The 23,268-nt window shown below is 63.3% G+C and carries 20 protein-coding genes; 10 read left to right on the top strand and 10 right to left on the bottom strand.

Annotation, left to right across the window (positions count from 1 at the left end):
- Positions 1-195 precede the first annotated feature (195 nt).
- Together A0W34_RS09705 and A0W34_RS09700 are read left to right on the top strand one after the other, a co-directional pair.
- Complete coding sequence (locus tag A0W34_RS09705; protein ID WP_081557616.1) at positions 196-1,581, top strand: PspC domain-containing protein; 1,386 nt, start codon at positions 196-198, stop codon at positions 1,579-1,581.
- On the top strand, positions 1,578-1,811 hold the full coding sequence (locus A0W34_RS09700; protein WP_003940832.1) for a hypothetical protein: 234 nt from the start codon (positions 1,578-1,580) through the stop codon (positions 1,809-1,811). The genes A0W34_RS09705 and A0W34_RS09700 overlap by 4 nt, the downstream gene beginning before the upstream one ends.
- A 55-nt stretch (positions 1,812-1,866) precedes the next feature.
- Here the strand turns inward: A0W34_RS09700 and guaA are convergent, their stop codons facing one another.
- Positions 1,867-3,438 carry a glutamine-hydrolyzing GMP synthase gene (gene guaA, locus A0W34_RS09695; protein ID WP_007727510.1) on the bottom strand — a complete coding sequence of 524 codons (1,572 nt, stop codon included), beginning with the start codon at positions 3,436-3,438 and terminating at the stop codon, positions 1,867-1,869.
- Between the two features lie 367 nt (positions 3,439-3,805).
- Here guaA and A0W34_RS09690 point away from each other — a divergent pair, with 367 nt between their 5' ends.
- Positions 3,806-5,575 carry an Ig-like domain-containing protein gene (locus A0W34_RS09690; protein WP_081557615.1) on the top strand — a complete coding sequence of 590 codons (1,770 nt, stop codon included), beginning with the start codon at positions 3,806-3,808 and terminating at the stop codon, positions 5,573-5,575.
- A gap of 51 nt (positions 5,576-5,626) precedes the next feature.
- Positions 5,627-7,384: an Ig-like domain-containing protein gene (locus A0W34_RS09685; protein WP_003940813.1), complete on the top strand. Its 1,758-nt coding sequence runs from the start codon at positions 5,627-5,629 to the stop codon at positions 7,382-7,384.
- Between the two features lie 69 nt (positions 7,385-7,453).
- Here the strand turns inward: A0W34_RS09685 and A0W34_RS09680 are convergent, their stop codons facing one another.
- The 3 genes from A0W34_RS09680 to guaB form a co-directional block, all read right to left on the bottom strand.
- Positions 7,454-9,208, bottom strand: a complete 1,755-nt coding sequence (locus tag A0W34_RS09680; RefSeq protein ID WP_003940689.1) for a GMC oxidoreductase — start codon at positions 9,206-9,208, stop codon at positions 7,454-7,456.
- Between the two features lie 173 nt (positions 9,209-9,381).
- Positions 9,382-10,521 (bottom strand): GuaB3 family IMP dehydrogenase-related protein, encoded by a 1,140-nt coding sequence (locus tag A0W34_RS09675; protein ID WP_003940976.1) that lies wholly within the window; start codon positions 10,519-10,521, stop codon positions 9,382-9,384.
- Positions 10,522-10,548: 27 nt separating this feature from the next.
- The gene (gene guaB, locus A0W34_RS09670) at positions 10,549-12,072 is read right to left on the bottom strand and encodes an IMP dehydrogenase (RefSeq protein ID WP_003940903.1); all 1,524 of its coding nucleotides are present in this window, start codon (positions 12,070-12,072) and stop codon (positions 10,549-10,551) included.
- A gap of 243 nt (positions 12,073-12,315) precedes the next feature.
- On the opposite strand from guaB, the gene A0W34_RS09665 reads away from it, so the two are divergent.
- Complete coding sequence (locus A0W34_RS09665; RefSeq protein ID WP_003940777.1) at positions 12,316-12,720, top strand: DUF5319 domain-containing protein; 405 nt, start codon at positions 12,316-12,318, stop codon at positions 12,718-12,720.
- A 102-nt stretch (positions 12,721-12,822) separates the two neighbouring features.
- On the opposite strand, the gene A0W34_RS09660 is transcribed toward A0W34_RS09665, so the two are convergent.
- The 3 genes from A0W34_RS09660 to A0W34_RS09650 form a co-directional block, all read right to left on the bottom strand.
- The gene (locus A0W34_RS09660) at positions 12,823-13,761 is read right to left on the bottom strand and encodes an anti-sigma-D factor RsdA (RefSeq protein WP_230359675.1); all 939 of its coding nucleotides are present in this window, start codon (positions 13,759-13,761) and stop codon (positions 12,823-12,825) included.
- Entirely contained in the window at positions 13,745-14,323 is a 579-nt protein-coding gene (locus A0W34_RS09655; protein WP_003940953.1) for a sigma-70 family RNA polymerase sigma factor, read from the bottom strand. The genes A0W34_RS09660 and A0W34_RS09655 overlap by 17 nt, the downstream gene beginning before the upstream one ends.
- A gap of 175 nt (positions 14,324-14,498) precedes the next feature.
- The gene (locus A0W34_RS09650; protein WP_081558777.1) at positions 14,499-15,197 is read right to left on the bottom strand and encodes a hypothetical protein; all 699 of its coding nucleotides are present in this window, start codon (positions 15,195-15,197) and stop codon (positions 14,499-14,501) included.
- A 768-nt stretch (positions 15,198-15,965) separates the two neighbouring features.
- Between A0W34_RS09650 and A0W34_RS09645 the strand changes: the two genes are divergently transcribed.
- The 4 genes from A0W34_RS09645 to A0W34_RS09630 all read left to right on the top strand — a co-directional run bounded on the left by A0W34_RS09645 (position 15,966) and on the right by A0W34_RS09630 (position 18,589).
- Entirely contained in the window at positions 15,966-16,262 is a 297-nt protein-coding gene (locus A0W34_RS09645; protein ID WP_003940939.1) for a WhiB family transcriptional regulator, read from the top strand.
- A 165-nt stretch (positions 16,263-16,427) separates the two neighbouring features.
- Positions 16,428-17,093 (top strand): fasciclin domain-containing protein, encoded by a 666-nt coding sequence (locus A0W34_RS09640; protein WP_007728616.1) that lies wholly within the window; start codon positions 16,428-16,430, stop codon positions 17,091-17,093.
- A gap of 88 nt (positions 17,094-17,181) precedes the next feature.
- Positions 17,182-17,850, top strand: coding sequence for a sigma-70 family RNA polymerase sigma factor (locus A0W34_RS09635; RefSeq protein ID WP_007728615.1), 669 nt, complete (start codon positions 17,182-17,184; stop codon positions 17,848-17,850).
- A 1-nt stretch (position 17,851) separates the two neighbouring features.
- Positions 17,852-18,589 carry an anti-sigma factor gene (locus tag A0W34_RS09630; protein ID WP_081557614.1) on the top strand — a complete coding sequence of 246 codons (738 nt, stop codon included), beginning with the start codon at positions 17,852-17,854 and terminating at the stop codon, positions 18,587-18,589.
- Between the two features lie 74 nt (positions 18,590-18,663).
- Here A0W34_RS09630 and groL read toward each other — a convergent pair whose 3' ends face one another.
- The gene (groL, locus tag A0W34_RS09625; RefSeq protein ID WP_003940715.1) at positions 18,664-20,274 is read right to left on the bottom strand and encodes a chaperonin GroEL; all 1,611 of its coding nucleotides are present in this window, start codon (positions 20,272-20,274) and stop codon (positions 18,664-18,666) included.
- An 86-nt stretch (positions 20,275-20,360) separates the two neighbouring features.
- Positions 20,361-20,660, bottom strand: a complete 300-nt coding sequence (gene groES, locus A0W34_RS09620) for a co-chaperone GroES (protein WP_003940763.1) — start codon at positions 20,658-20,660, stop codon at positions 20,361-20,363.
- A gap of 233 nt (positions 20,661-20,893) precedes the next feature.
- Between groES and A0W34_RS09615 the strand changes: the two genes are divergently transcribed.
- Positions 20,894-22,609 carry a TIGR03767 family metallophosphoesterase gene (locus A0W34_RS09615; RefSeq protein WP_081557613.1) on the top strand — a complete coding sequence of 572 codons (1,716 nt, stop codon included), beginning with the start codon at positions 20,894-20,896 and terminating at the stop codon, positions 22,607-22,609.
- Positions 22,610-22,628: 19 nt separating this feature from the next.
- Here A0W34_RS09615 and A0W34_RS09610 read toward each other — a convergent pair whose 3' ends face one another.
- Positions 22,629-23,189 carry a potassium channel family protein gene (locus A0W34_RS09610; protein WP_054782245.1) on the bottom strand — a complete coding sequence of 187 codons (561 nt, stop codon included), beginning with the start codon at positions 23,187-23,189 and terminating at the stop codon, positions 22,629-22,631.
- Between the last annotated feature and the right edge of the window lie 79 nt (positions 23,190-23,268).

Genomic DNA, 23,268 nt, shown 5'->3' with positions numbered 1-23,268 from the left:
CCGTGAACCCGGGAGCGGGACCGCTCACGAACGGCGGATCTGACAGATATTGCACATAGTCGATACTGGCACGAACCACTCGCAGTCACATCAGGGTCCAACCCTGAATCAGGGCGGCGCCCCTGGCCCCGATCGTCACAAAGATCAGGGTTGGCCCTGATGCGCGGAGGCCGCCCCGGAAGCCAGGATTGATTCATGAACAATCCGACTTTCCAAGAACAGATCCAGGATCTGTGGCGGACCCGCCCCGTGCGTCTGCCGGCACAAGGTCACGTGGCCGGGGTATGCGCCGGAATCGGATACCGGTACGGCATCGACCCCATTCTGGTACGTGTCGCGTTTGTGGCCTCCACTATTTTCGGCGGCTCAGGCATCCTTCTCTACCTCGCCGGGTGGTTGGTGCTCGCCCGCGCCGGTGACGGATCGTCCCCCGCACAGTCGCTGATGGGCCGCGGACACAGCTCCGATTCCAGTACCAAGACCATCGTCTTGTTGGTGGCTCTCGCCATCGCGGCTACGACCGTCGGGCCTGTCGGCGTCGGCCTGGGTGGTTCCGGTCTGATCGGGCTGATTCTGATGGTCGGAGGCCTGTGGCTGCTCTACCAACGAGCGCCGGTCCCGCCTGCGCTGCCACAGAGCACGTCACCGTACGTCGGCGCGGGTACCGCGTATCCAGGCACGGGATTCACGCCCGGGCCGTTCACTCCGGGATACTTCGCACCCAATCAGCCGCCCGTGTACACGCCGTACACAAAACTCCCCGACACCTACGTGCCCGAGGAACGGCCGGCCGAACAGTCACCGCAATCTCAGGCCGATCATCCGACGATCAACCTGTCGAAGGACCCGAGCGCTTCAGCCGCCGCCAATCCGACCGAGGTGATCGGCGAGGCCGCCATCACACCGCCCTCCTGGGATCCGCTCGGCGTCGCTCCGTTCGCCTGGGATCTCCCGGACCCGGCAGTCAAAGCCACGCCGCTGCTGCCTTTGCCACCACGTAAGCGTCGCTCACGATGGACGCTGACAGTGCTCGGACTCGCGATCATCGTCGCCGCCGTCACCGGGGCAGCGGGCGCGGCAACCGGCAACGAGTGGTTCACTCCCGGCCGAGTCGGTGCTGTCGGACTCGCCGTCATCGCGCTCGGCCTGATCCTCGGGGCATTCTTCCGCAAGGGGTACGGCCTGCTGGTCGTCACCGGACCGCTCGTGGGTTTCGTGCTTCTCGCCTCGTTGGTCTACCCGATCGATTTCGACGCCTCGGGAGAGCAAAGATGGACTCCGGCAACCGCTTCCGAGTTGGAGCCGTCGTACTCGGGAGCCTTCGGAAGCTTCACTCTCGACCTCAACGGGGTCAAGTTCACCGAGGACAAGACCATCGACGTCGCGGCGTCGTTCGGTGAGTTCACCGTCATGGTGCCACCAACCGTCAACGTCAAGAACAGCTGCACCGTCGTCATGGGTGACGGATCCGGTTGCCTCGACGGCGGAGTACACCCGGGCCGCGAGGCGACACCGGATTCGCCCACACTGACCATCAACGCCAAAGCCACGTTCGGCAGTCTGAAGGTGACGCAATCATGAGCGAATACGACGAGACCACAGAGCACGACGAGACCCGAGAATCCAAGCGCCCCTCGGCACTTCTGCTGATCGCCGGACTGGCCGCACTTCTGGTCAGTGTGTGGGCGTTGGTCGGGCCGTTCTCCCTGGCGCCGGCAGCGAACATTCAATTCCGTTGGCTGTTCGTCGGTGCCGCCGTCGTGGCAGGACTACTGCTGGTGATTCTGCCGAATCGGCGCAACCGGAAGTAAAACTGCTGTGCGCCTTTATTAACCGCGGGGGGTTAATAAAGGCGCACAGTTGTTTTTACTCCCACTCGATAGTTCCCGGCGGCTTGCTCGTCACGTCGAGGACTACGCGGTTCACGTCCGCAACCTCGTTGGTGATTCGAGTCGAGATGCGCTCGAGGGTCTCGTACGGCAGACGCGTCCAGTCCGCGGTCATCGCGTCTTCACTCGAGACCGGACGCAGCACGATCGGATGACCGTACGTCCGGCCGTCACCCTGCACGCCCACGCTTCGGACGTCGGCGAGGAGAACGACCGGGCACTGCCAAATGGTTCCGTCCAAGCCTGCAGACGTAAGCTCTTCGCGCGCAATGGAATCTGCCTGACGCAGGATCTCGAGGCGATCGCGGGTGACCTCACCGATGATGCGGATACCGAGTCCGGGACCGGGGAACGGCTGGCGTCCGACGATCTCTTCCGGCAGGCCGAGTTCGCGGCCCACTGCACGGACCTCGTCCTTGAACAGCAGACGCAACGGTTCGACCAACTTGAACTGCAGGTCTTCCGGCAGCCCGCCGACATTGTGGTGGCTCTTGATGTTTGCGGTTCCCGTGCCGCCGCCCGACTCCACGACGTCCGGGTAGAGCGTGCCCTGGACGAGGAAGTCGACGGTCGCACCATGAGATGCGTTCTCGCCCAGAACATCACTGACTGCGCCTTCGAAGCTGCGGATGAACTCGCGGCCGATGATCTTGCGCTTGGTCTCGGGATCGGTGACGCCGGCCAGCTCACCGATGAAGGTGTCCGCGGCATCCACGGTGATCAGACGAGCGCCGGTTGCCGCGACAAAATCCTGCTCGACCTGCGTGCGCTCACCGGCTCGCATCAAACCGTGATCGACGAAGACGCATGTCAACCGGTCGCCGATTGCGCGCTGAACCAAAGCCGCAGCGACAGCGGAGTCGACGCCACCGGACAGACCGCAGATGGCGTGTCCGTCTCCGACCTGCTCGCGAACCTGCTCGATCAGCGCATCGGCGATGTTCGACGCCGTCCACGCTGCCGGAATACCGGCAATCTCGTGCAGGAAGCGGCTCAGGACCTGCTGACCGTGCGGGGAATGCAGAACCTCAGGGTGGTACTGCACACCGGCGAGCTTGCGGGCGCGGTCCTCGAACGCCGCGACGGGAGCACCGTCGCTGGTCGCGGTCACCTCGAAGCCGGAAGGCGCTTCGGTGACGGCGTCACCGTGGCTCATCCATACCGGCTGCGTCGAGGGAAGACCGTCGTGGAGCAATCCGCCGGATACCGCGATGTCGGTACGGCCGTATTCGCGGGTACCGGTCTCGGCGACGGTGCCGCCCAGGGCGCCTGCCATTGCCTGGAATCCGTAGCAGATTCCGAAAACCGGAATGTCGTGATCGAACAGTGCGGGATCAAGCTTGGGAGCACCGTCTGCGTAGACACTCGAGGGCCCACCCGAGAGCACAACAGCCAAGGGGTTCTTGGCCACGATCTCCTCGACGGTCGTGGTGTGCGGAATCACCTCCGAGTAGACCTTGGCTTCGCGAACTCGCCGTGCGATCAACTGCGCGTACTGCGCCCCGAAGTCGACGACAAGAACTGGTCTCTGCTGCTCGATATCTGCCACAGGTGCAGTCTAATCGCCGCAGCCAGCGCTTCTGCGCATGCATGGACTCAGCCCGCTACTCGGCCGAGCGAGCGCGAGGTACGTCACTACAAAGGCCTCCCCTCAGAACTGCGCGGCGACCTCGCGCGGATCTAGACCACCGTCCAGGTCAACGGCGCCCCAATCACCCGCACCTTAGCTTCGGCAATCAATTCGGCAGCATCACCGCAGGCCAGAGCCCGAAATGGACGAAGGGTGAATTTTCTGGACGTTTGACCGATTCGCCTGAACCAAACGTCCAGTAAAGGTAATCTCGCCCGTCAAGTGATCAGGATCACGATCGCAAACGGCCGGCGCCGCCGAACGGCGCTCACCTCGAGGAGGACCTGTGCGTCGATTCATACGACGACTCGCCATACCTGTCGCAGCTGTGACGGCTGCCGCCGGACTTCTAGTCCTCGGCACGCCGGCCACTGCTGACGAAGCCCCGCCGACCACTTTCACCGGCACGACCGACAACCTGATCTTCACGAAGAGTGTCATCGGGAACGCGGCAGTTCACCCAGGCGACACCGTCACGTACAAGACCGAGATCAAGCACAACGAAAGCGGCATCGAACGGTCGATCGCAAAGATCCGTGACATCCCGCCCGCAGGATTCGTCCTCGTGCCGGGCAGCGCCAAGGCCACCTACCTGGGTGTGACCAACCGGGCCACGATCACCAACGAATCAGACGGCGGAGTCTCCGCGAAGTGCTCGAGCGGCTGCACCTTCCTGGTCGGTGGATTCGTCGTCAAGAAGAACCAACCCGTCACACTGGAAGCGACCTACACGGTCCCCGTCGGCACAGCATTCGGGACGTACGACAGCGGCATGCTCTTCGACGTCAACGCCTTCAGCACACAGCAGGGCCTCAACCCGATCAACGTCAACGTCCAGGTAGTCGACCCGTCTGTCGCCACCGGAACCACACTGGTTGCACCGGCAACGGCGAAGGTCGGCACGCCGGTCGACCTGACCGCGACAGTTGCGCCGTCCGACGCGAGCGGCACCGTCCAGTTCAAGGACGGCGGCAACGACATCGGCTCACCGGTCCCGGTTTCGGGCGGTAGCGCCACCCTCTCCCACACTTTCGACAGCGTCGGCGCCCACGACATCACCGCCGCGTACAACGCCGGTCCGGGATTCCACAGCTCGACCTCCGGAGTCCAGACCGTCGACGTCTCCGCGGACACCACCACCACGATCTCGGCCCCGAACGCCGCGCTGGTAGGTGACAGCATCACCGTGAGCGCTGTCGTCACACCGGCAAACGCCGTGGGCACGGTGCAGTTCAAAGACGGCGAGACCAACCTCGGCGCACCGGTGGCTGTAGTCAACGGGACGGCTTCCCTGACCCGCAGCTACGACGCTTCGGGCACCCACAGCTTCACCGCAGTGTTCACCGGCGAGGCCGGTTACGGCGATTCCGTCTCCACCGCAACCCAACTCGACGTCAGCGATCCCGACTGGGGAACCACGACCACAGTTGTCGAACCACTCACCGCTGTTGTCGGTGAACCGACCAACCTCTCGGCCACCGTCTCCCCCATCCCGAGCAGCGGAACCGTGACGTTCAAGGTCGACGGCGCCGAGGTCGGTACCGCACCGGTCGGCACGGGTGACGGCGTCGCGATCCTCCCGCACACCTTCGCATCAGCGGGCGCTGCAGCCGTGACGGCAGAGTTCTCCGGCGGAACCGGATTCATCGGCTCCACGTCCACGTCGTTCACTGTGAACGTCACCGATCCCGAACCCGCCCGCGCCGACACCACGACGTCTCTGACCGTCAGCGGCTCGGCTCAGGTCGGAAAGGCATTGCAGCTCAAGGCCACCGTCGCACCCGGAACAGCAAACGGAATGATCCAGTTCAAGTCCGGCACGACGCCCATCGGCGCACCCGTTGCCGTCGTCAACGGCGTCGCGACACTCACGCACACCTTCGACGACGAGGGAACGTTCGGCCTCACTGCCAACTTCGTCGGCGACGCCGGTTGGAAGAACTCCGTCTCCGGCCCGACGGTCGTGCAGGTCGGCACCGCACCGACCGACGGCGGCGGCACCGGAAGCGTGGACACCGGTTCGCTCAGCGGCCTCATCCCGCTCTTCGGAAGCTAGTCCCCCACATCAGCTTTGGACACCACTCCCGTACCCAGCTCAGGAGAATCCATGTTCGTGTACTCCAGACGTCGCATCGCGGCGCCGATCGCCGCCACGGCACTCGCCAGTGGCGTCATCCTCGCGGGAATCCCCGCATCAGCGGCCCCCGTGACAACAACCTTCGGCACGAGTTGCCTGGCAACCCCGTCCGCTGTCGCCGGTCCGACCACGCAGTCACAGTCCGGCTCGGTCATCGTCGACGCACCGGAATCCATCGGCGCCGGTGAAACCTTCGAGGTCACCATCCAACCCGGCCCCATCGCCTTTCCCGGCTCCGCTTCGGGGGCGACCGTCCAGAACGTCTCCCGCATCAAGGTCGACGTCGACGTTCCTGCGAACGCCACCCTGGTGGAAGCCACCATCGTCCCCGGCACTTCGGCGGGGCTCAGCGGTGTAGCGCCGAACATCCTGCGCGTCAACGAGAACGGCAACGTCGATCCCAACGGAACGATTCTGCGCCTCTCCGGAAACAACCAGGTCATCGGAAACAGCCCCAGTTCGAGCATCAACTCCGAGGGCGGCATCGTCGTCAAGGCGACCGGCAAGAACGTCGACGGTTCCAACAATGCCGACGGCTACACGCAGTTCCAGCTCCCCCAGGTCAAGGCAGTTCTCAAGGCCGGCGATTCAGGGGACGTCGCGATGAAGGTACGCACCGGCGGCAGCGCGGGAGCGTGGAACAACGATCGCAACTTCCTCACGTTCCTCCCCAAGGCCACCCTGGTCATCACCGCCTGGGCGCCCACGCGATGCACCCCGCGTGACGCCGAGAACGGTCCGCTCAACAGCGGCGCAGGCCCCCTCGCCACGACGCGGATCATCGAGGCGGACAAGGCAACCACCACCACAGTCGTCGGACCGGCCAACGCCAAGAACGGAACTCCCGTCACCCTGTCAGCCAACGTGAGCGGCGGCGCAAACGGTGGAACCGTCCAGTTCTTCGACGGCGACAACCCACTCGAGGACGCCGTGCCGGTAACCGGAGGGTCGGCCAGCATCTCCCCGACCTTCACCGAGGACGGACCGCACTCCATCACCGCGAGCTACAGCGGAGCCCCCGGGTTCCTGGCGTCGACGTCGGCGTCGGCCAAGATCGTGACCGTCACGACCGATGCACCGCCGGACGCCGTGACCACTACCGCCACGGTGTCGCCGTCGACCGCGAAGGTCGGACAAGACGTCAACCTGACTGCCAAGGTCGATCCGCAGGGTACCGGCGGCACCGTCGATTTCATCGTCGACGGCACCGAAACGGTCAGTGCTCCGGTCGGAACCGACGGAGTTGCCGTCGCTCCGTACACCTTCACCTCGACCGGAACGCACAAGGTTGTCGCGAAGTTCACGGGCTCACCAGGATTCGCGCCGTCCGCTGCCCCGGCATTCCCGGTCAGTGTGACGACGCCGGCTCCGGCTGACGTCGAGACGACCACGGTTCTCGACGCCGTCGGAACTGTTCAGAAGAACACCCCGGTGACGCTCAAGGCAACGGTCGATCCGTCCGGCGCCACGGGCAAGGTCCAGTTCAAGGTCGGTGACACCCTCATCGGTGGACCGGTCGACGTGGTCAACGGTGTCGCAACGGTACCGGCGACGTTCTACAACTCCGGGACCTACAGTGTCACCGCCGAATTCGTGGGCGCTTCGGGCTACACGGCCTCCGCATCCGCGCCGCAGACCCTGACCGTCCCCGGCGATACGGACGGCGGGCCCGGAGGCGGGACCGGCAGCCTCGACCTCGGCACTCTGTTCGGGTCGCTAGGAGGCTGACACTCTGAAACAGAGATGGGGCGTGTCGTCGAATCCTCGACGACACGCCCCATCTTCGTTCGCGGCGAACTATCCGGCTGCCGGCTCCGCCGGAACAGCGGTAGCTGTCTTGCCGCCGGTGATCTTCACGATCGGCAGGACCAGCGCGGCCGGAGCCGACGCCGGCACCACAGGCGACTTGGGTGCAATCGGAGCCAAACGCTCGTAGCCGCTGCCCTGGGCGGGACGCAGGTCGGTCTCCCCCTTGTTCGGCCACAGCGAGGCCGAGCGCTCGGCCTGAGCGGCAATGGTCAGCGACGGATTCACACCGAGGTTGGCCGAGACCGCTGCGCCGTCGACGACGCTGAGCGTCGGGTAGCCGTACACGCGGTGGTACGGATCGATGACGCCGTGATCGGAATCCGACGCGATAGCGCAACCGCCGAGGAAGTGCGCCGTCAGTGGAACGTTGAAGATCTCGCCCCACGTGCCGCCCGCGACGCCGTCGATCTTCTCGGCAACTCGACGCGTCGCCTCGTTGCCCTCCGGGATCCACGTCGGGTTCGGCTGACCGTGGCCCTGCTTGCTGGTGACCTTGCGTCGACCGAACAGGCCCTTCTTCGTGTACGTGGTGATGGAGTTGTCGAGGTTCTGCATGACCAACGCGATGATCGTGCGCTCACTCCAGTCCTTGACCGTCAACATGCGCAACATCTGGTACGGATTCTTCGCAACCACACCGAGGAACTTGATCCATCGGGGCGTCTTGCCGCCGCCGTCCGTCATCAAGGTCTGCAACAGGCCCATCGCGTTCGATCCCTTGCCGTAGCGGACCGGCTCGATGTGGGTGTCGCTGCTCGGGTGGAACGACGACGTGATCGCCACTCCGCGGGTCAGATCGAGTGCGGGATCGACCTTGTACTTGCCTGCACCGACAATGGATTCGGAGTTCGTTCGAGTCAACTCGCCGAGCTTGTCGGAGAGCTTGGGCAGCGCTCCGGTGTCCTTCATGTCGAAGAGCAGATGCTGAGTGCCCCACGTTCCGGCCGCGAGAATGACGTTCGCAGCCGTGTAGGTGCGGCGGTTCTTTCGTCCGAATGCACCGGTTCGCTCGGTGAACACGTCCCACGAACCGTCGCGAGCCTCACGAAGCCCGGACACGGTGGTCATCGGAATGATCTCGGCGCCGGCTGTCTCGGCAAGGCCCAGATAGTTCTTGAGGAGCGTGTTCTTCGCTCCGTGACGGCAGCCCGTCATGCACTCGCCACACTCGATGCAACCGGTGCGCTCGGGTCCGACGCCGCCGAAGTATGGGTCCTTCGCCTTCTTGCCAGGTTCACCGAAGTAGACGCCGACGGGCGTCTGGATGAACGTGTCGCCGACACCCATGTCATCTGCGACGGACTTCATGATCTCGTCGGCGGGCGTCATGTGCGGATTCTGGACGACGCCGAGCATCTTCTGAGCCTGCTCGTAGTACGGCGTGAGCTCGCTGCGCCAGTCGGTGATGTGCGCCCACTGCTTGTCCTGGAAGAACGGCTCCGGCGGCTGGTACAGCGTGTTGGCGTAGTTCAACGACCCGCCGCCGACGCCTGCGCCCGCGAGAATGAGGCAGTCGCGCAACAGGTGCACGCGCTGAATGCCGAAGCACCCCAGCTTCGGAGCCCAGAGGAACTTCTTGAGATCCCAACTGGTCTTCGCGAAATCTTCGTCGGCATACCGTCGGCCGGCTTCGATGACGCCGACCTTGTAGCCCTTCTCCACGAGACGAAGCGCGCTCACGCTTCCGCCGAACCCGGATCCGACGATCAGTACGTCGTAGTCCGTTGCCCGTTGCTTGCCCATCAGGACACCTCCACCGTGAACCGTAGTTACCCGCCAGTATGCACCTATCCCTTGTGACTACCACCACAAGGGGCCCCATAAGCGTAACCGCAAGTATCAGGAACGGAAGAAAGTCCTGCACAACGAACTGTGGCCCCGGTTCACGAAGAACCGGGGCCACAGAAAGGTACAAACTACGCGCGGACTGTCAGCCCGACCTTCTGGAACTCCTTGAGATCGGAGTATCCGGCCTTCGCCATCGACCGACGGAGACCACCGACGAAGTTCAGCGAACCGTACGGATCGTCCGAAGGGCCGCTCAGAACCTGGTCCAGACTCGGACGCTCACCATAGGAAACCGGAAGAAGTGCTCCACGCGGAACCGAAGGATGAGCCGCCGCGGACGGCCAGTACCAGCCACCACCCGGCGCCTCGGCGGACACGGCCAGCGGCGTGCCCAGAACGGCAGCGTCGGCACCGCAGGCGATGGCCTTCGCCAGATCACCCGAAGTTGCGATGTCACCGTCGGCGATGACGTGGACGTAGCGTCCACCCGTCTCGTCGAGGTAGTCGCGCCTGGCTGCTGCAGCATCGGCAATGGCCGTGGCCATCGGAACGCCGATGCCCAGGACCTCACCGGTGGTGGTTGCGCCCTCGGTAGACCCGTACCCGACGATGACACCGGCAGCGCCGGTACGCATCAGGTGCAGCGCGGTGCGGTGGTCACTGACCCCACCCGCGACAACCGGAACGTCGAGTTCCGAGATGAACGTCTTGAGGTTGAGCGGTTCCTGCTCGGTGTGCACGACGTGCTCGGCCGAGATGATCGTGCCGTGGACGACCAGGAGGTCGATTCCCGCCTTGATCAGCTCCGGCGTCAGTGCGCGCGCATTCTGCGGGCTGACGCGAACGGCAGTGGTGACCCCCGAATCACGGACCTGCGCCACCGCAGCTGCCAGAAGACCGGCCTGCAGCGGAGCCGCATGCAGCTCCTGCAGGTAGCGGATGGCCGCGTCGACGCCACCGTCCTTCTCGGCGATCTCGACGAGACGCCGGAGCTTCTCCTCGACATCGGGGTGACGGCCCCACAGGCCTTCACCGTTGATGACACCGAGGCCGCCGCGCTTACCCAACTCGATCGCGAAAGTCGGCGAGACCAACGCGTCGGTGGGATGTGCGAGGACAGGAATGTCGAACCTGTAAGCGTCGAGCTGCCAAGCAGTCGACACCTCCTTCGACGAACGAGTTCGCCGGGAGGGAACGATGTTCACATCGTCCAACTCGTAGGTACGTCGGGCCGTTCGACCCATGCCGATCTCAACGAGGTCGCGCACGCGCGCCCCTTTCTCGTGTACTGGTTGCTAACGAGCGGTGTAGTTGGGTGCTTCGACAGTCATCGTGATGTCGTGCGGATGGCTTTCCTTCAAACCGGCCGCCGTGATCTGGACGAACTGAGCGTTCTGCAGGTGCTCGATCGTCGCCGACCCCGTGTATCCCATGGCAGCGCGCAGACCACCGGTGAGCTGGTGCGTCACCTGCGAGAGCGGGCCACGGAACGGGACACGTCCTTCGATGCCTTCCGGAACCAACTTGTCCTCGGACAGCACGTCGTCCTGGAAGTACCGATCCTTGGAGTACGACTTGGCCTCGCCACGCGACTGCATCGCGCCGAGCGAACCCATTCCGCGGTAGCTCTTGAACTGCTTGCCGCCGACCAGAATCAGTTCGCCGGGCGATTCAGCGGTACCGGCCAGGAGTGAACCCAGCATGGCCGTCGACGCACCTGCGGCAAGAGCCTTCGCGATGTCTCCGGAGAACTGGAGTCCACCGTCAGCGATGACGGGCACACCGAGAGGCTTGCACGCGGCAACCGCTTCCAGGATGGCCGTGACCTGAGGGGCACCGACACCGGCGATGACGCGGGTGGTGCAGATGGAACCAGGGCCGACTCCGACCTTGACGGCATCGACGCCGGCTTCGACCAGTGCCAGAGCACCCGCGCGCGTAGCGACGTTGCCACCGATGATCTGAACCCGCTCGCCCAGTTCACGCTTGAGCTTGGCGATCATGTCGAGAACGTTGGACGAATGCCCGTGCGCACTGTCCACCACGAGAACGTCCACGCCGGCATCGGTGAGCGCCATCGCGCGCTGGAAGGCGTCATCGCCGGCACCGACTGCAGCGCCGACCAGCAGTCGACCGTCACGGTCCTTGGTGGCGTCGGGATGCTGCTCGGTCTTGACGAAGTCCTTGACCGTGATCAGACCGGTGAGCTTGCCGTTTCCGTCGACGATGGGCAACTTCTCGATCTTGTGCCGACGAAGAAGGCCCAGTGCCACGTCAGCGGTGACGCCTTCCTGAGCGGTGATCAGGGGCATCTTGGTCATGATCTCCGCGACCGGGCGATTCTGGTCGACCTCGAAACGCATGTCCCGGTTGGTGACGATGCCAACCAGCTGGCCGGCGTCGTCGGTGACAGGCAGACCCGAGATGCGGAAACGAGCGCACTTCGCATCGACCTCACCCATCGTGTCGGTCGGCTTACACGTGACGGGATCGGTCACCATGCCGGCCTCGGAACGCTTGACCGTCTCGACCTGTCCTGCCTGGACCTCAACCGACGAGTTGCGGTGCAGAACACCCATGCCGCCGGCGCGTGCCATCGCAATTGCCATGCGCGACTCGGTGACGGTGTCCATCGCAGAACTGACCAACGGAATCCGCAGACGGATGTCGCGGGTCAGTTGACTGGACGTGTCGACCTGGCTCGGGATGACGTCGGACGCAGCAGGCAACAGCAGCACGTCGTCGTATGTCAGTCCCAGCATCGCGACCTTGTTGGGGTCGTCTCCTCCGGTGTGTACATGTCCTGCAGAACTACTCATGCGGTCAGGACCCTCCATGGACCTAGATTCGCCCAGGGCGACCGCTGTAGCAGCCGCCTCGAAACGGATTACGAAAGCTGGATATCGGATAGAAGGCGCCTGCACGGAAAGAAATTCCTGGCACCTTTTCCCGGCGTTGCACACCATGGTATCGGCTCACTCAAAGGTCCGAACCATCCCACCCACGCTGCGGGTACGCGTAACAAGTGGCGCTGACCCCCCTGACCTGCGTACCGTGGTGCTGTGCGTGATCAACTGCCCCCCGGTCTGCCGCCAGATCCCTTCGCCGGCGACCCAGCTGACCCCTCCGCGGCTCTCGATGCCATCGAGCCGGGCCAACCACTCGACCCCCACGAACGCCAAGCGGTCGAGGAGGATCTCGCTGACCTCGCTGTATACGAGGCACTCCTCGCTCACCGCGGTATCCGCGGTCTCGTAGTCTGCTGCGAGGACTGCCAACAGGATCACTACCACGACTGGGACATGCTGCGCGCAAACCTGCTGCAGCTGCTCGTGGACGGAACCGTCCGCCCCCACGAGCCTGCCTACGACCCGATGCCTGAGGCATATGTCACGTGGGACTACTGCCGTGGATACGCCGACGCGTCGATGAACGAGGCGATGCACGGTGACGGTTTCGACAGCTGAGCGAAACCTCACCCAAGCTCATACGAAAGTGGCCGACAAGCAATTGCTTGTCGGCCACTTTCGTATGAATTCAGATCGGAACGATGCCGATTAGAGCGGGTCTCAGGGCGGCGGTGACGAGAAATCACCGGACGGCGACGAGGCAGGCGCCAGAGACGTCGTCGTCGTGGTGGTGGTCGTTGTCGTCGTGGTTGTCGTCGGCAACGAGGTCGGAGGCGTCGAGGAAGCCGACGTCGGCGGCAACTGCAGCTGCACTCCCGGATCTGGTTTGGTCGAACTTGTCGGTTCGCCAGGTCCCTGAGGATTGAGCGGTTTGACCGAGGAGCCCGGAATTGCCGTGATCGAAGTGGTCGGGCCGGCCGGCTGACCACTCGTCGGCGGCGGCGCTACGGGTGACGTGGTCTCCTGGACCTGCGTCATCAACTTGCCCCAACGCTCGACGAGGTCGGTCTTGTCCTGCGAGTCCTTGACCGCATCGGCACGGTGAGCTGCGTTGTCCAGCACCATCTTTGCCGCAGGAATGTCTCCGGCAGCCAACAGCCGCTCGGCCTTTTCCAGCTCGGAAGTCGTGTCGATCTTCGCAACTGTCGAGTTGGCCTCGTCGGCGAAGACGACCTGCTTGACACCCCACAGGGCATCGCCGGGCTGGGCGTCGTACGCCATCGCCGTGGCGCCACCGAAGACCACTGCTGCAACAGCTGCAGCGGCGGCGATCGGACGAACCACACGCAATCGAGAACGGGAACGTGAACGCTGACGATCGGAGAAGCCGGACGGCGTCGCTGTGATTGCAGCGATGACATCGTCCAACAACGGACCCTCGGGCATCGGAGTCGCAACGACATCGTCACGCCATTGCGAGAGGATCAACGCAAGTTCGTACTGTTCGGTGCTATCGGTTGCTACCGGCCCACCATTCGAAATGGATTCGATCAGCGCATCGTCACGCCGAACCGCAGCCAAATCCACTGGCGTACCGTCGTCGGCGAGATCACCGAGATTCGAAGCGTCATGCCCCTCGTCTCTAGCCAAAGCTCTCACCTGCTTTCGTCACTTCTTTTTTCAGTTTCGCGATCGCTCTGTGCTGAGCGACTCGTACAGCTCCGGCGGTACTACCGACGGCGACGGCCGTTTCCTCGGCCGACATCCCGACCACCAGGCGAAGTATCAAGATTTCTCGATGCTTCTCCGGAAGTGTGCCGAGAAGTTCGTGCATCTGTCTGCTGGACTCCGAATCGAGAGCTCGCTGTTCGGGACCATCATCCAGTGCTATTACATCCGGTACTTCGGAAACGGGCTCCGACTTGTTACGGGCGGAGCTTCGATGTGCGTCCGCAACCTTGTGCGCGGCAATTCCGTACACAAAGGCCATGAACGGGCGTCCCTGGTCCTGATAACGCGGCAGCGCGGTCATCACGGCCAGACAGACTTCCTGTGCGACGTCGTCAGCGGACAGGTGTCCTCTCTCGGCCGCACCCACTCGACCGCGGCAGTAGCGCACCACCATCGGTCGGATGTTCTCCAGAACCAAAGCTAGAGCTGTACGGTCGCCCTGCGCAGCAGCGGCGACCGCGGTGTCCAACTCATCGCTCGTATTTGTCATCGTCAGCGAAAATCCTGGCGTTACAGTGGCACCTCCCGAGCGGGTGTGCTCCCGCTCTCAGCGGAACCCTCTAAGAGTAACCATCCGGACCGACTGGTCTCCGCATACCTGCCCAGCAGTCGCGATATCGATACAGCTCCTTCTGGAATGTTCTCCGGAGACTTCGGTGGAGTGGTTACGACAAAGGTAGGAGTGATCCACCACGCATCGCAATCAGATCGCCGATCTCCCGGGCACTCGGTGAGGTTCTCTCCCCGCTGACACCTTCGATCAACAGAGACGACGCCCAGGCCAGGGGCAGCAGGCCGTATTGCCGGCACCGCGCGAACACATCTGCTGCCATCTTCACGGCTGCGCTCGCGTCTGTTCCGGTCAGCGCGGCGCTACGCAGCAGATCCGACTTCACGCGGTGCCGCACAGACTCCGATTCCGCTGACAATTCGACGGCGCGTTCTGCGTGTCTGCGGGCACGAGCGAAGTCGCCTCCCGCCAACGCCAATTCTGCGGAGACCCATTCGATCCGAATTTCCTGCCGCCCTAGCCCGCCCTCGGCATCCAGACGCGCCCGACATTGCGCCAGCAGGCGCCAGCCGAGCGGGAGCCTGCCACAGCCGAGGGCGTCTGCGGCCAGACCGGTCAGAGCGTCACAGGCAGCCTCTGGATCACCTGGCAGGCCGCCGACGATCGCCAGTGCGCGCCCGTCCCACGTGGACGCGAGTGCATGGCGTCCGCTCTGGCGAAGAAACGACGCCCTCGTGCTGGCAGACAGAGAGGCAAGAACCCGATCCGAGTGCGTCGAGAACCCGGCCGTGAGCCGATCGAGGACATCCAATGCAGCCCGCGCTCTTGCGTAGTGGCCCTGACCACCCAGCACTACTGCCGTTGTCCACCAATCTCGGGTAGAGCAAGGCGCCGGGAGGCGGTCGAGATCCGGATCCGCACCGAACGCGGCAGACTCGAGGGACCCTGGAAGTGCAGTTGTTTCGTTGAGCACAGGTGATTGAGGGCGCGCAGGTGTCGACACAGGTTGATCATCGCAGCAGCACGAGCAGACATTCGCACGACCGGCGTCACACCAACGATGCCAAAAGTCGCACGAAACACGAAAAGGCAAGTTTGTCGGAGTTAATCAGATATTCAACTGAGATTTGCCAAATGTACTCGTAATGATATTTAACGGGCATATATCCGTGACGTTAACTGCGCATTACTTATTGGACGGATGTCCTAGTTGAAACTTGGGCACTAAGTCCCGAAATGGAGTGCAACCCCGCCCACGCAATATCGGACAAATGACGCAAACCGAGCCGAATGACCGAGTGATTTCGCCGGGCGATCAGCCTCGAACATATCCCTGATCTGTGGGTTTCGCATCTCGAGCTGCCAGGCTTGCCGGCCGCCACCTCGATCGACCCAATTTCGACATCGGCGCAGAACAACGCACGAGGGGCCCGAAATGTAAATATATACTTCGTTAACTCTCGCATTTCGATATATGCCGATCGCCACTGAACGAGCCTATTGACGCGATTTACTCAGCACCCTTACGGTTAGCAAGCGTGAACGATTCAGAAGGCCCGGATAACCTCCGGGCAACTTGGTCCGCTCGTTGATCAACGCGAGCTTGCAGTAAGGAGTCAACATGCCTGCACCGAATCACCTTCCAGGCCCCAACGCAGACATCTGGGACTGGCAGATGCACGGTCTGTGCCGCGGAGTCGACTCCTCCATGTTCTTCCATCCCGATGGCGAACGCGGTAGAGCACGTGCCCAGCGCGAAACCCGCGCAAAAGAGATGTGCCGTCAGTGCCCGGTCCTGATGCAGTGCCGCAGCCACGCGCTGACCGTCGCCGAGCCGTACGGCATCTGGGGAGGAATGTCGGAAACCGAACGTGAACTACACGCGCGCCACCGTCGCACCACCCGCATAGCTTCCTGATACACGTAGGTAGAGCGCACTAGGCCCCCGAGAGTTTTCGGGGGCTTTTGCGTGTGGACGGGACACCGTCGAAAAGAATTTCCGACACGACCCATCCGACCGACGCCCGCCTCCGAATGCCTTCTGACAGTGCACCTCAGCACATCCCTTCAGGAAGGCAGACCCATGAACACCTCTACTCGAGTTCTGGCAGTCACCGCAGCAGCCTCTTTCGCCGTCTTCGGCGTGGTCGGTTGCTCCTCCGACGACAACGATTCGTCGACCGACACGTCCAGCGCCGCCATGACGTCTTCCGCCATGGGATCGAGCATGTCTCCCAGCAGCGCGATGGCGGAGCCTGCTTCTGATCTGGTCGGTGCAGGTTGTGCCGACTATGCAGCTGCAGTGCCGAGCGGCGCCGGATCGGTCAGCGGAATGGCCCAGGATCCGGTTGCCACAGCGGCGTCCAACAATCCGTTGCTCACCACCTTGACCGCGGCGGTCTCCGGCCAGCTCAACCCGGACGTCAACCTGGTCGACACTCTCAACGGTGGCGAGTTCACCGTCTTCGCACCGATCGACTCGGCATTCGCCAAGATCGACCCCGCCACGATCGACAGCCTCAAGACGGACAGCGCCACGCTGACCAAGATCCTCACCTACCACGTGGTTCCCGGCCAGATCGCCCCTGACGCGATCGACGGAACTCACCCCACCGCCGAGGGCGGAACGGTTACCGTCACCGGATCCGGTGACAACATCAAGGTCAACGACGCAACTGTCGTCTGCGGTGGAGTCAAGACCGCAAACGCCACCGTCTACCTCATCGATTCGGTGCTGATGCCGCAGTAGTCCCCACCTGCTGTGCGCCTTTATCAACCCCCCGCGGTTACTAAAGGCGCACAGCGGCCAACGGCGGGCCAAGAGAAAAGAACCGGACATGCACGCTACGGTTGTACGCGATGAAGCGAGACAACTCTTCGTGAGCGAGCCAGACCATGCGTCGGATGCGGCCGACGCATGCCCGACGGACAATTCTGCGGCCCGCACCGCGCGAATCGCGGAATCACGCGAGCTGGCAGTGATCCTCGCGAACGTCGCCGGTGGCGACCAGAGCGCCTTCGCCGAGTTCTACGACCGAACCAGCTCCCGTGTGTACGGCATGGTTCTTCGTGTACTCCGTGATCCAGGTTTCTCCGAGGAAGCGGTCCAAGAGGTCTACCTCCAGGCCTGGAAATCAGCCGACAGCTTCGACCCTGCCAAGGGGTCCGCGCTTTCCTGGCTCCTGACACTTGCACACCGGCGCGCAGTGGATCGCGTGCGCTCCGAACAGTCGAGTTCGGATCGACAGGCTCTCTACGACACCACCAATGCCACTCCCGAATTCGACGTCGTCAGCGACGAAGTGACACGAAGAGACGAGCATCGTGCTGTCACCGACTGTCTCGAAACGCTGACGGACACTCAGCGCCAATCGGTGACTCTCGCCTATTACGGCGGCCGAACGTACCGCGAGGTGGCCGAAGATCTCGGCGTGGCGATTCCCACGATCAAGTCGCGAATTCGCGACGGACTACTGCGCCTACGTGGATGTTTGGGGGTGATGTGAGATGGACGAAGAGCTGATCGACTACGCGTACGCCTACGCGATCGATGCGTTGGACCTCGACGAGCGCCGTGAGGTCGACAAACGACTTGCCGCTTCGGACTCCGCGACCCGCGCCGAATTCGACGCCCAGGTCCGGCTCACCGCCGAAACCATGGCCGCGATGACCGTCGTCGACGCCGTCGAGCCCCCGCCGTCGCTGCGCAGCAGCGTCCTCGCCTCGATCGCAGAACAGACCGCGGCTCCCAACGCCCCGGTTTCGCTGGCCGAGCGTCGTAACCGTCGACGCCCGTGGACCATGGCTCTTGCGGCGGCCGCCGCAGTCGCAATCCTGGTCGGCGGCATCGGAATCGGACGCACGCTGTCCGACAACACGCCGCCGCAGAACGCCGCGTCCGAAATCATGGCAGCACCCGACGTTCATGCCACGACGCGTGACATCCCGGGCGGCGGTAGTGCCACGACGCTGTTCTCGCCCTCCGAAGACGCCGCAGTCCTCGTGATGAACGATGTGACTCCCCCGAGTCCGGATACCGTCTACCAGATGTGGCTGGTGCCGGGCGACACCGACGACACCACGATGATCCCGATGGGGACGATGGCTCCGGGTGACGTCAAACCCACTACCCAGGTGGTGCTCGACGGCATCGGTCCGAATACGAAGTTGGCGTTCACTGTCGAACCGCCCGGCGGATCGCAGCAGCCGACGAGCGAGCCGTTCGCAACGATCCCGCTCATCTGATCGCCAGACGAAAAAAGATCCCCCACCGGAATCCGGTGGGGGATCTCTTCTTTGTTGAAACTACGAGCAGCGAGTCAGTGGCTGTGACCGTGTCCGGTGTCGGCAACTTCCTCGGTCGGCTTCTCGACGACGGCGCTCTCGGTCGTGAGGATCATGCGCGCGACGGAAGCGGCGTTGACCACTGCCGAGCGAGTAACCTTGACCGGGTCGACGACGCCGTCGGCAAGCAGGTTGCCGTAGGTGAGGGTGGCAGCGTTGAAGCCTTCGCCCTTGGTCATCTCGGCGACCTTGCTGACAACGACGGAACCGTCGATGCCTGCGTTGCTGGAGATCCAGAACAACGGGGCGTTGAGGGCTTCGCGGACCACGGCAACGCCGGTGGCCTCGTCACCCGTCAAGCCGAGGTTCCCGATCAGAGCCGTACCGGCTTGAACGAGAGCCGATCCGCCACCGGGGACGATGCCCTCGGAAACTGCTGCCTTGGCTGCGTTGACCGCATCCTCGACGCGGAACTTGCGTTCCTTCAGATCGGTTTCGGTGGCTGCGCCGACCTTGATGACGGCCACGCCGCCGGACAGCTTCGCCAGACGCTCTTCGAGCTTCTCGCGGTCCCAATCCGAATCGGTGTTCTCGATCTCGCGACGCAGCTGCGCAACGCGGGTCGCGATGTCGTCAGCGGTGCCTGCACCGTCGACGATGACCGTCTCGTCCTTGGTGACGACAACGCGGCGAGCGCTGCCGAGCAGCTCGAGGCCGGCTTCCTTGAGCGAGAGGCCGACGTCGGTGTTGATGACGGTGCCTGCCGTGACGACTGCGAGGTCGTCGAGGAATGCCTTGCGACGATCACCGAAGAACGGCGCCTTGACGGCGACGGCCTTGATGGTCTTGCGGATGGAGTTGACCACGAGGGTGGAGAGAACTTCACCCTCGACGTCCTCGGCGATGATCAAGAGCGGCTTGCCGGATTCGGCAACCTTCTCGAGCAGCGGAAGGAAGTCGGGAAGTGAGCTGATCTTCTCGCGGAAGAGCAGGATCAGCGCGTCTTCGTAGACGGCCTTCTGCGCATCGATGTCGGTGACGAAGTAGGGCGAGAGGTAGCCCTTGTCGAACTGAACACCTTCGGTGACAACGAGTTCGGTTGCAACGGTGGAGGATTCCTCGACCGTCACGACGCCGTCGGTTCCGACACGGGTGAGTGCCTCGCCGACGAGCTTGCCGATCTCTTCGTCACGCGAGGAGACGGTGGCGACCTGAGCGATCGACTTCTCGCCCTCGACGGGGGTGGCTGCGGCGAGCAGTTCCTCGACGACCTTGTCGGCTGCGGCGTTGATGCCGACGCCGAGAGCCATCGGGTTCGCGCCCGCTGCGATGTTCTTGAGTCCGCCGCGGACGATGGCCTGGGCCAGAACGGTCGCGGTGGTGGTGCCGTCGCCGGCAACATCGTTGGTCTTGGTGGCGACGCTCTTGACGAGCTGTGCGCCGAGGTTCTCGAAGGGATCTTCGAGCTCGATCTCACGGGCGATGCTCACACCGTCGTTGGTGACGGTGGGGCCGCCGAATGCCTTGGCGAGCACGACGTGGCGTCCACGCGGGCCCAAGGTCACCTTGACGGCGTCGGCAAGCTTGTCGACTCCGGCTTCGAGAGCGCGGCGTGCGGTCTCGTTGAACGCAATTTGCTTGGACATCTGTTCTGTCAGCTCCTGAATCTTCGGGGCGTGAACGCATTCCGCCCCGGGATCCTGTGTGGACTCCGGGGCGGATCACGTGTGTCTTACTTGGAGACGACAGCCAGCACGTCGCGTGCCGACAGGATCAGGTATTCCTGGCCGGCGTACTTGATCTCGGTTCCGCCGTACTTGGAGTAGATGACCGTGTCACCCTCCTTGACGTCGACCGGGATGCGGTTGCCCTGCTCGTTGACGCGGCCTTCGCCGACTGCAACGACGGTGCCCTCCTGGGGCTTTTCCTTGGCTGTGTCAGGAATGACCAGGCCGGAAGCCGTCGTCGTTTCAGCCTCGTTGGCCTGGACGAGGATCTTGTCCTCGAGCGGCTTGATGTTGACGCTCGCCACGATGAGCCCTCCACTTTGGGGTATGTGCGTCCGAGGCGATCCTCGGACAGCTGTTTGGGTATGCCGTTTACGGCGCGTCACTGCAGTCCCGTCGTCGCGGGTGCCGGAACTCGATCAGCGCCAATTGGCACTCTATACGTGAGAGTGCCAACCCTCAAGGACTGGGCGCATTTTTCTCTTCGTCCAGAGCGAAACAGGACAGCCGTCCACCACGTTCACCTATTGTTCACTTCGTGACGAACATCAATCGCCGTAGTTTTCTGACCTTCGCCGGACTCGGCGCCGTCGGCGCGGTCAGCCTTGGCAAGCCGTGGGGCCTGCAATATGCAGGCGCGTCGACCATTCCGACGTCAGGTCCTGGCACCACTCTCGAGTCCGTGTCCACCCCCGTCAGCAGCAACGGCTACACCAAGCTCACCGCCGGACCCGGTTGGGCGAACATCGTGCGCAGCGAGTTGGCCGAGCCGAAGTCGGGACGCGAGGACCGACGCACCGCACTCGCCTCACTCGTGCAGCTGACCGACGTCCACATCGTCGACGCCCAGTCCCCCATGCGATTCGAGTACGTCCACCAGATCACCGGCTCGGCGTTCCGCCCCCAGGAGACCCTGACGGCGCACGGGCTGATTTCACTTGTCCGCCGGGTCAATTCGATCGGCAGTGGCCCGCACACGTCGCGACCCTTCGATGCCGTCGTCACCACCGGCGACAACACGGACAACAAGGAATTCGCCGAACTCGACTGGTTCCTCACCTCACTCAACGGCGGAACCGTCGTCGCCAATACCGGTGCCAAGGACCGCTACGAGGGTGTACAGAACTCGGGTGCCGATCTCTACTGGAACCCCGAGTCACCGATGCTCGACATATTCAAGAAGGCCGGATTCCCGGAGATCCCCGATTTCTTCGGTGCCGCTTTCACGCCCGTGTCGAGCCCCGGCCTGAACACCCCTTGGTACTGCGTGTTCGGCAACCACGACGATTCGGTGTCCGGCACGGTGCCCAGCGGCATCCCGCCGCTCGAAGCGATGTACACGGGATCTCTCAAATTCGAGGTGCCTGGTTCACCGGAGCAGGCCAAGCAGATCGACGTCGCCACCAAGTTCGATCCCAGTGCGATACCCGGAATCCTGTCCGCCTTCACGACGCCGCCGCGCCAGGTCACCCCCGACCCGTCGCGCGCGCCGTTCACACCGCGACAGTTCATCGCCGCACATCTTGATCCCGCGCACACCGGTCCCGGTCCCGTCGGACACGGTTTCGCCCCCGACGCCGGCGACACCGGTATCGGTTACTACTCGTTCGAGATCGCACCGGGCGTCGTCGGCATCAGCATGGACTCCACCAACCGCGCGGGCCTCGTCGACGGTTCGCTGGGCGCCGCTCAGTTCCAGTGGATCGAGAACACCCTGCGCGCCGGCAGCAGCACCTACTACGACGCCGCGGGCTCTCGCGTCACCGAGTCGCGAGGTGACACGTATTTCGTGCTGTTCAGTCACCACACGAGCGACACGATGGACAATCTCATTCCCGACCCCGAGAACGTCCTCGAGCCACGCCTGCGCGGTTCACAGCTTCTCGACTTGCTGCATCGTTTCCCGAACGTACTTGCCTGGGTCAACGGACACACCCACGAGAACAAGATCACCCCGTGGCCCGGCGCGACCCCCGAGCAGGGCTTCTGGGAGATCAACACCGCCTCTCACATCGACTACCCGCAACTCGGACGCATCATCGAGATCGCGGACAACCATGACGGAACGGTGTCGTTGCTTGCGACGCTCTTCGAGGCGGAGAGTCCCAATTCCGTCGACTACAGCGACAAGTCGGCAGCCGGGCTCGCCTCGCTGTACCGCGAACTGTCGTTCAACGACATCCACCGCGACCCGAAGCTGACGGGTACCGGCGTCGACCAGAACGTCGAATTGTTGGTTCACACCGGACGATGACTCCGATTGCCGCAGTGTCCTAGGTGATTTCAGGTCCGCTCGAAGGCGAGCGGTGCGATTTCGCCCACGACACTGCGGCAACGACGAATCGAACACCGAATCCGATCAACACCAGATTGCAGACGATCTGAAGGCTCACGAGCCCCCGGGCAAGGTCCGTCTGCGCGGCGATGTCACCGAATCCGACTGTCGAGAAGACGGACAACGAAAAGTACAGCGCCGCCATACGCGACAGCGGTTCGGTGAAACTGCCAGGGCTTGCATGCTCGACCGAAAAATAAGTGATGGACACCAACAACAAGTACGTCGGCATCACCACCGCCACAGCTTCGACCGCCTGCAGAGATGGCACATCGGAACGCAGAATTCGCCACACCTGCCAGGTGGTCACGGCAAGTACCGCGGCGCCTCCACCGATCAAGAGGAAGATTGCACTGGCGGTATGTACATCGATCCACGGCAGAAAGAAATACGCGCATCCGAAGGCGATCACCGTCAGCGTGGGTCGAAGCACTGCACCACGGATCAGCGCGCGTCGTCGTTCCCGGTCGATGTGGGGAGAATCGCCTTTTTTCCGCATGAATCAATGATCGACAATTTCGCAGGTAAAACCACCCTTTCGGTCCGAAAAGGACGTCACGGAGACGAAAAGCACTGAG

It is taken from the genome of Rhodococcus sp. BH4 (genome assembly GCF_002079265.1).
GTDB classification, from domain to species: domain Bacteria; phylum Actinomycetota; class Actinomycetes; order Mycobacteriales; family Mycobacteriaceae; genus Rhodococcus_F; species Rhodococcus_F qingshengii.
Note: the sequence above shows the minus strand (reverse complement) of the source record. Positions and strands in the feature narration are given on the sequence as shown.

Bases quoted from the DNA above. Each gene is read 5' to 3' on its own strand.
- A0W34_RS09705 (WP_081557616.1), top strand. From the start codon at position 196: ATGAACAATCCGACTTTCCAAGAACAGATCCAGGATCTGTGGCGGACC.
- A0W34_RS09700 (WP_003940832.1), top strand. From the start codon at position 1,578: ATGAGCGAATACGACGAGACCACAGAGCACGACGAGACCCGAGAATCC.
- A0W34_RS09640 (WP_007728616.1), top strand. From the start codon at position 16,428: ATGAACACCTCTACTCGAGTTCTGGCAGTCACCGCAGCAGCCTCTTTC.
- A0W34_RS09645 (WP_003940939.1), top strand. From the start codon at position 15,966: ATGCCTGCACCGAATCACCTTCCAGGCCCCAACGCAGACATCTGGGAC.
- A0W34_RS09630 (WP_081557614.1), top strand. From the start codon at position 17,852: ATGGACGAAGAGCTGATCGACTACGCGTACGCCTACGCGATCGATGCG.
- A0W34_RS09610 (WP_054782245.1), bottom strand. From the start codon at position 23,189: ATGCGGAAAAAAGGCGATTCTCCCCACATCGACCGGGAACGACGACGC.
- A0W34_RS09655 (WP_003940953.1), bottom strand. From the start codon at position 14,323: ATGACAAATACGAGCGATGAGTTGGACACCGCGGTCGCCGCTGCTGCG.
- A0W34_RS09680 (WP_003940689.1), bottom strand. From the start codon at position 9,208: ATGGGCAAGCAACGGGCAACGGACTACGACGTACTGATCGTCGGATCC.
- A0W34_RS09685 (WP_003940813.1), top strand. From the start codon at position 5,627: ATGTTCGTGTACTCCAGACGTCGCATCGCGGCGCCGATCGCCGCCACG.
- guaB (WP_003940903.1), bottom strand. From the start codon at position 12,072: ATGAGTAGTTCTGCAGGACATGTACACACCGGAGGAGACGACCCCAAC.
- groL (WP_003940715.1), bottom strand. From the start codon at position 20,274: ATGTCCAAGCAAATTGCGTTCAACGAGACCGCACGCCGCGCTCTCGAA.
- A0W34_RS09635 (WP_007728615.1), top strand. From the start codon at position 17,182: ATGCACGCTACGGTTGTACGCGATGAAGCGAGACAACTCTTCGTGAGC.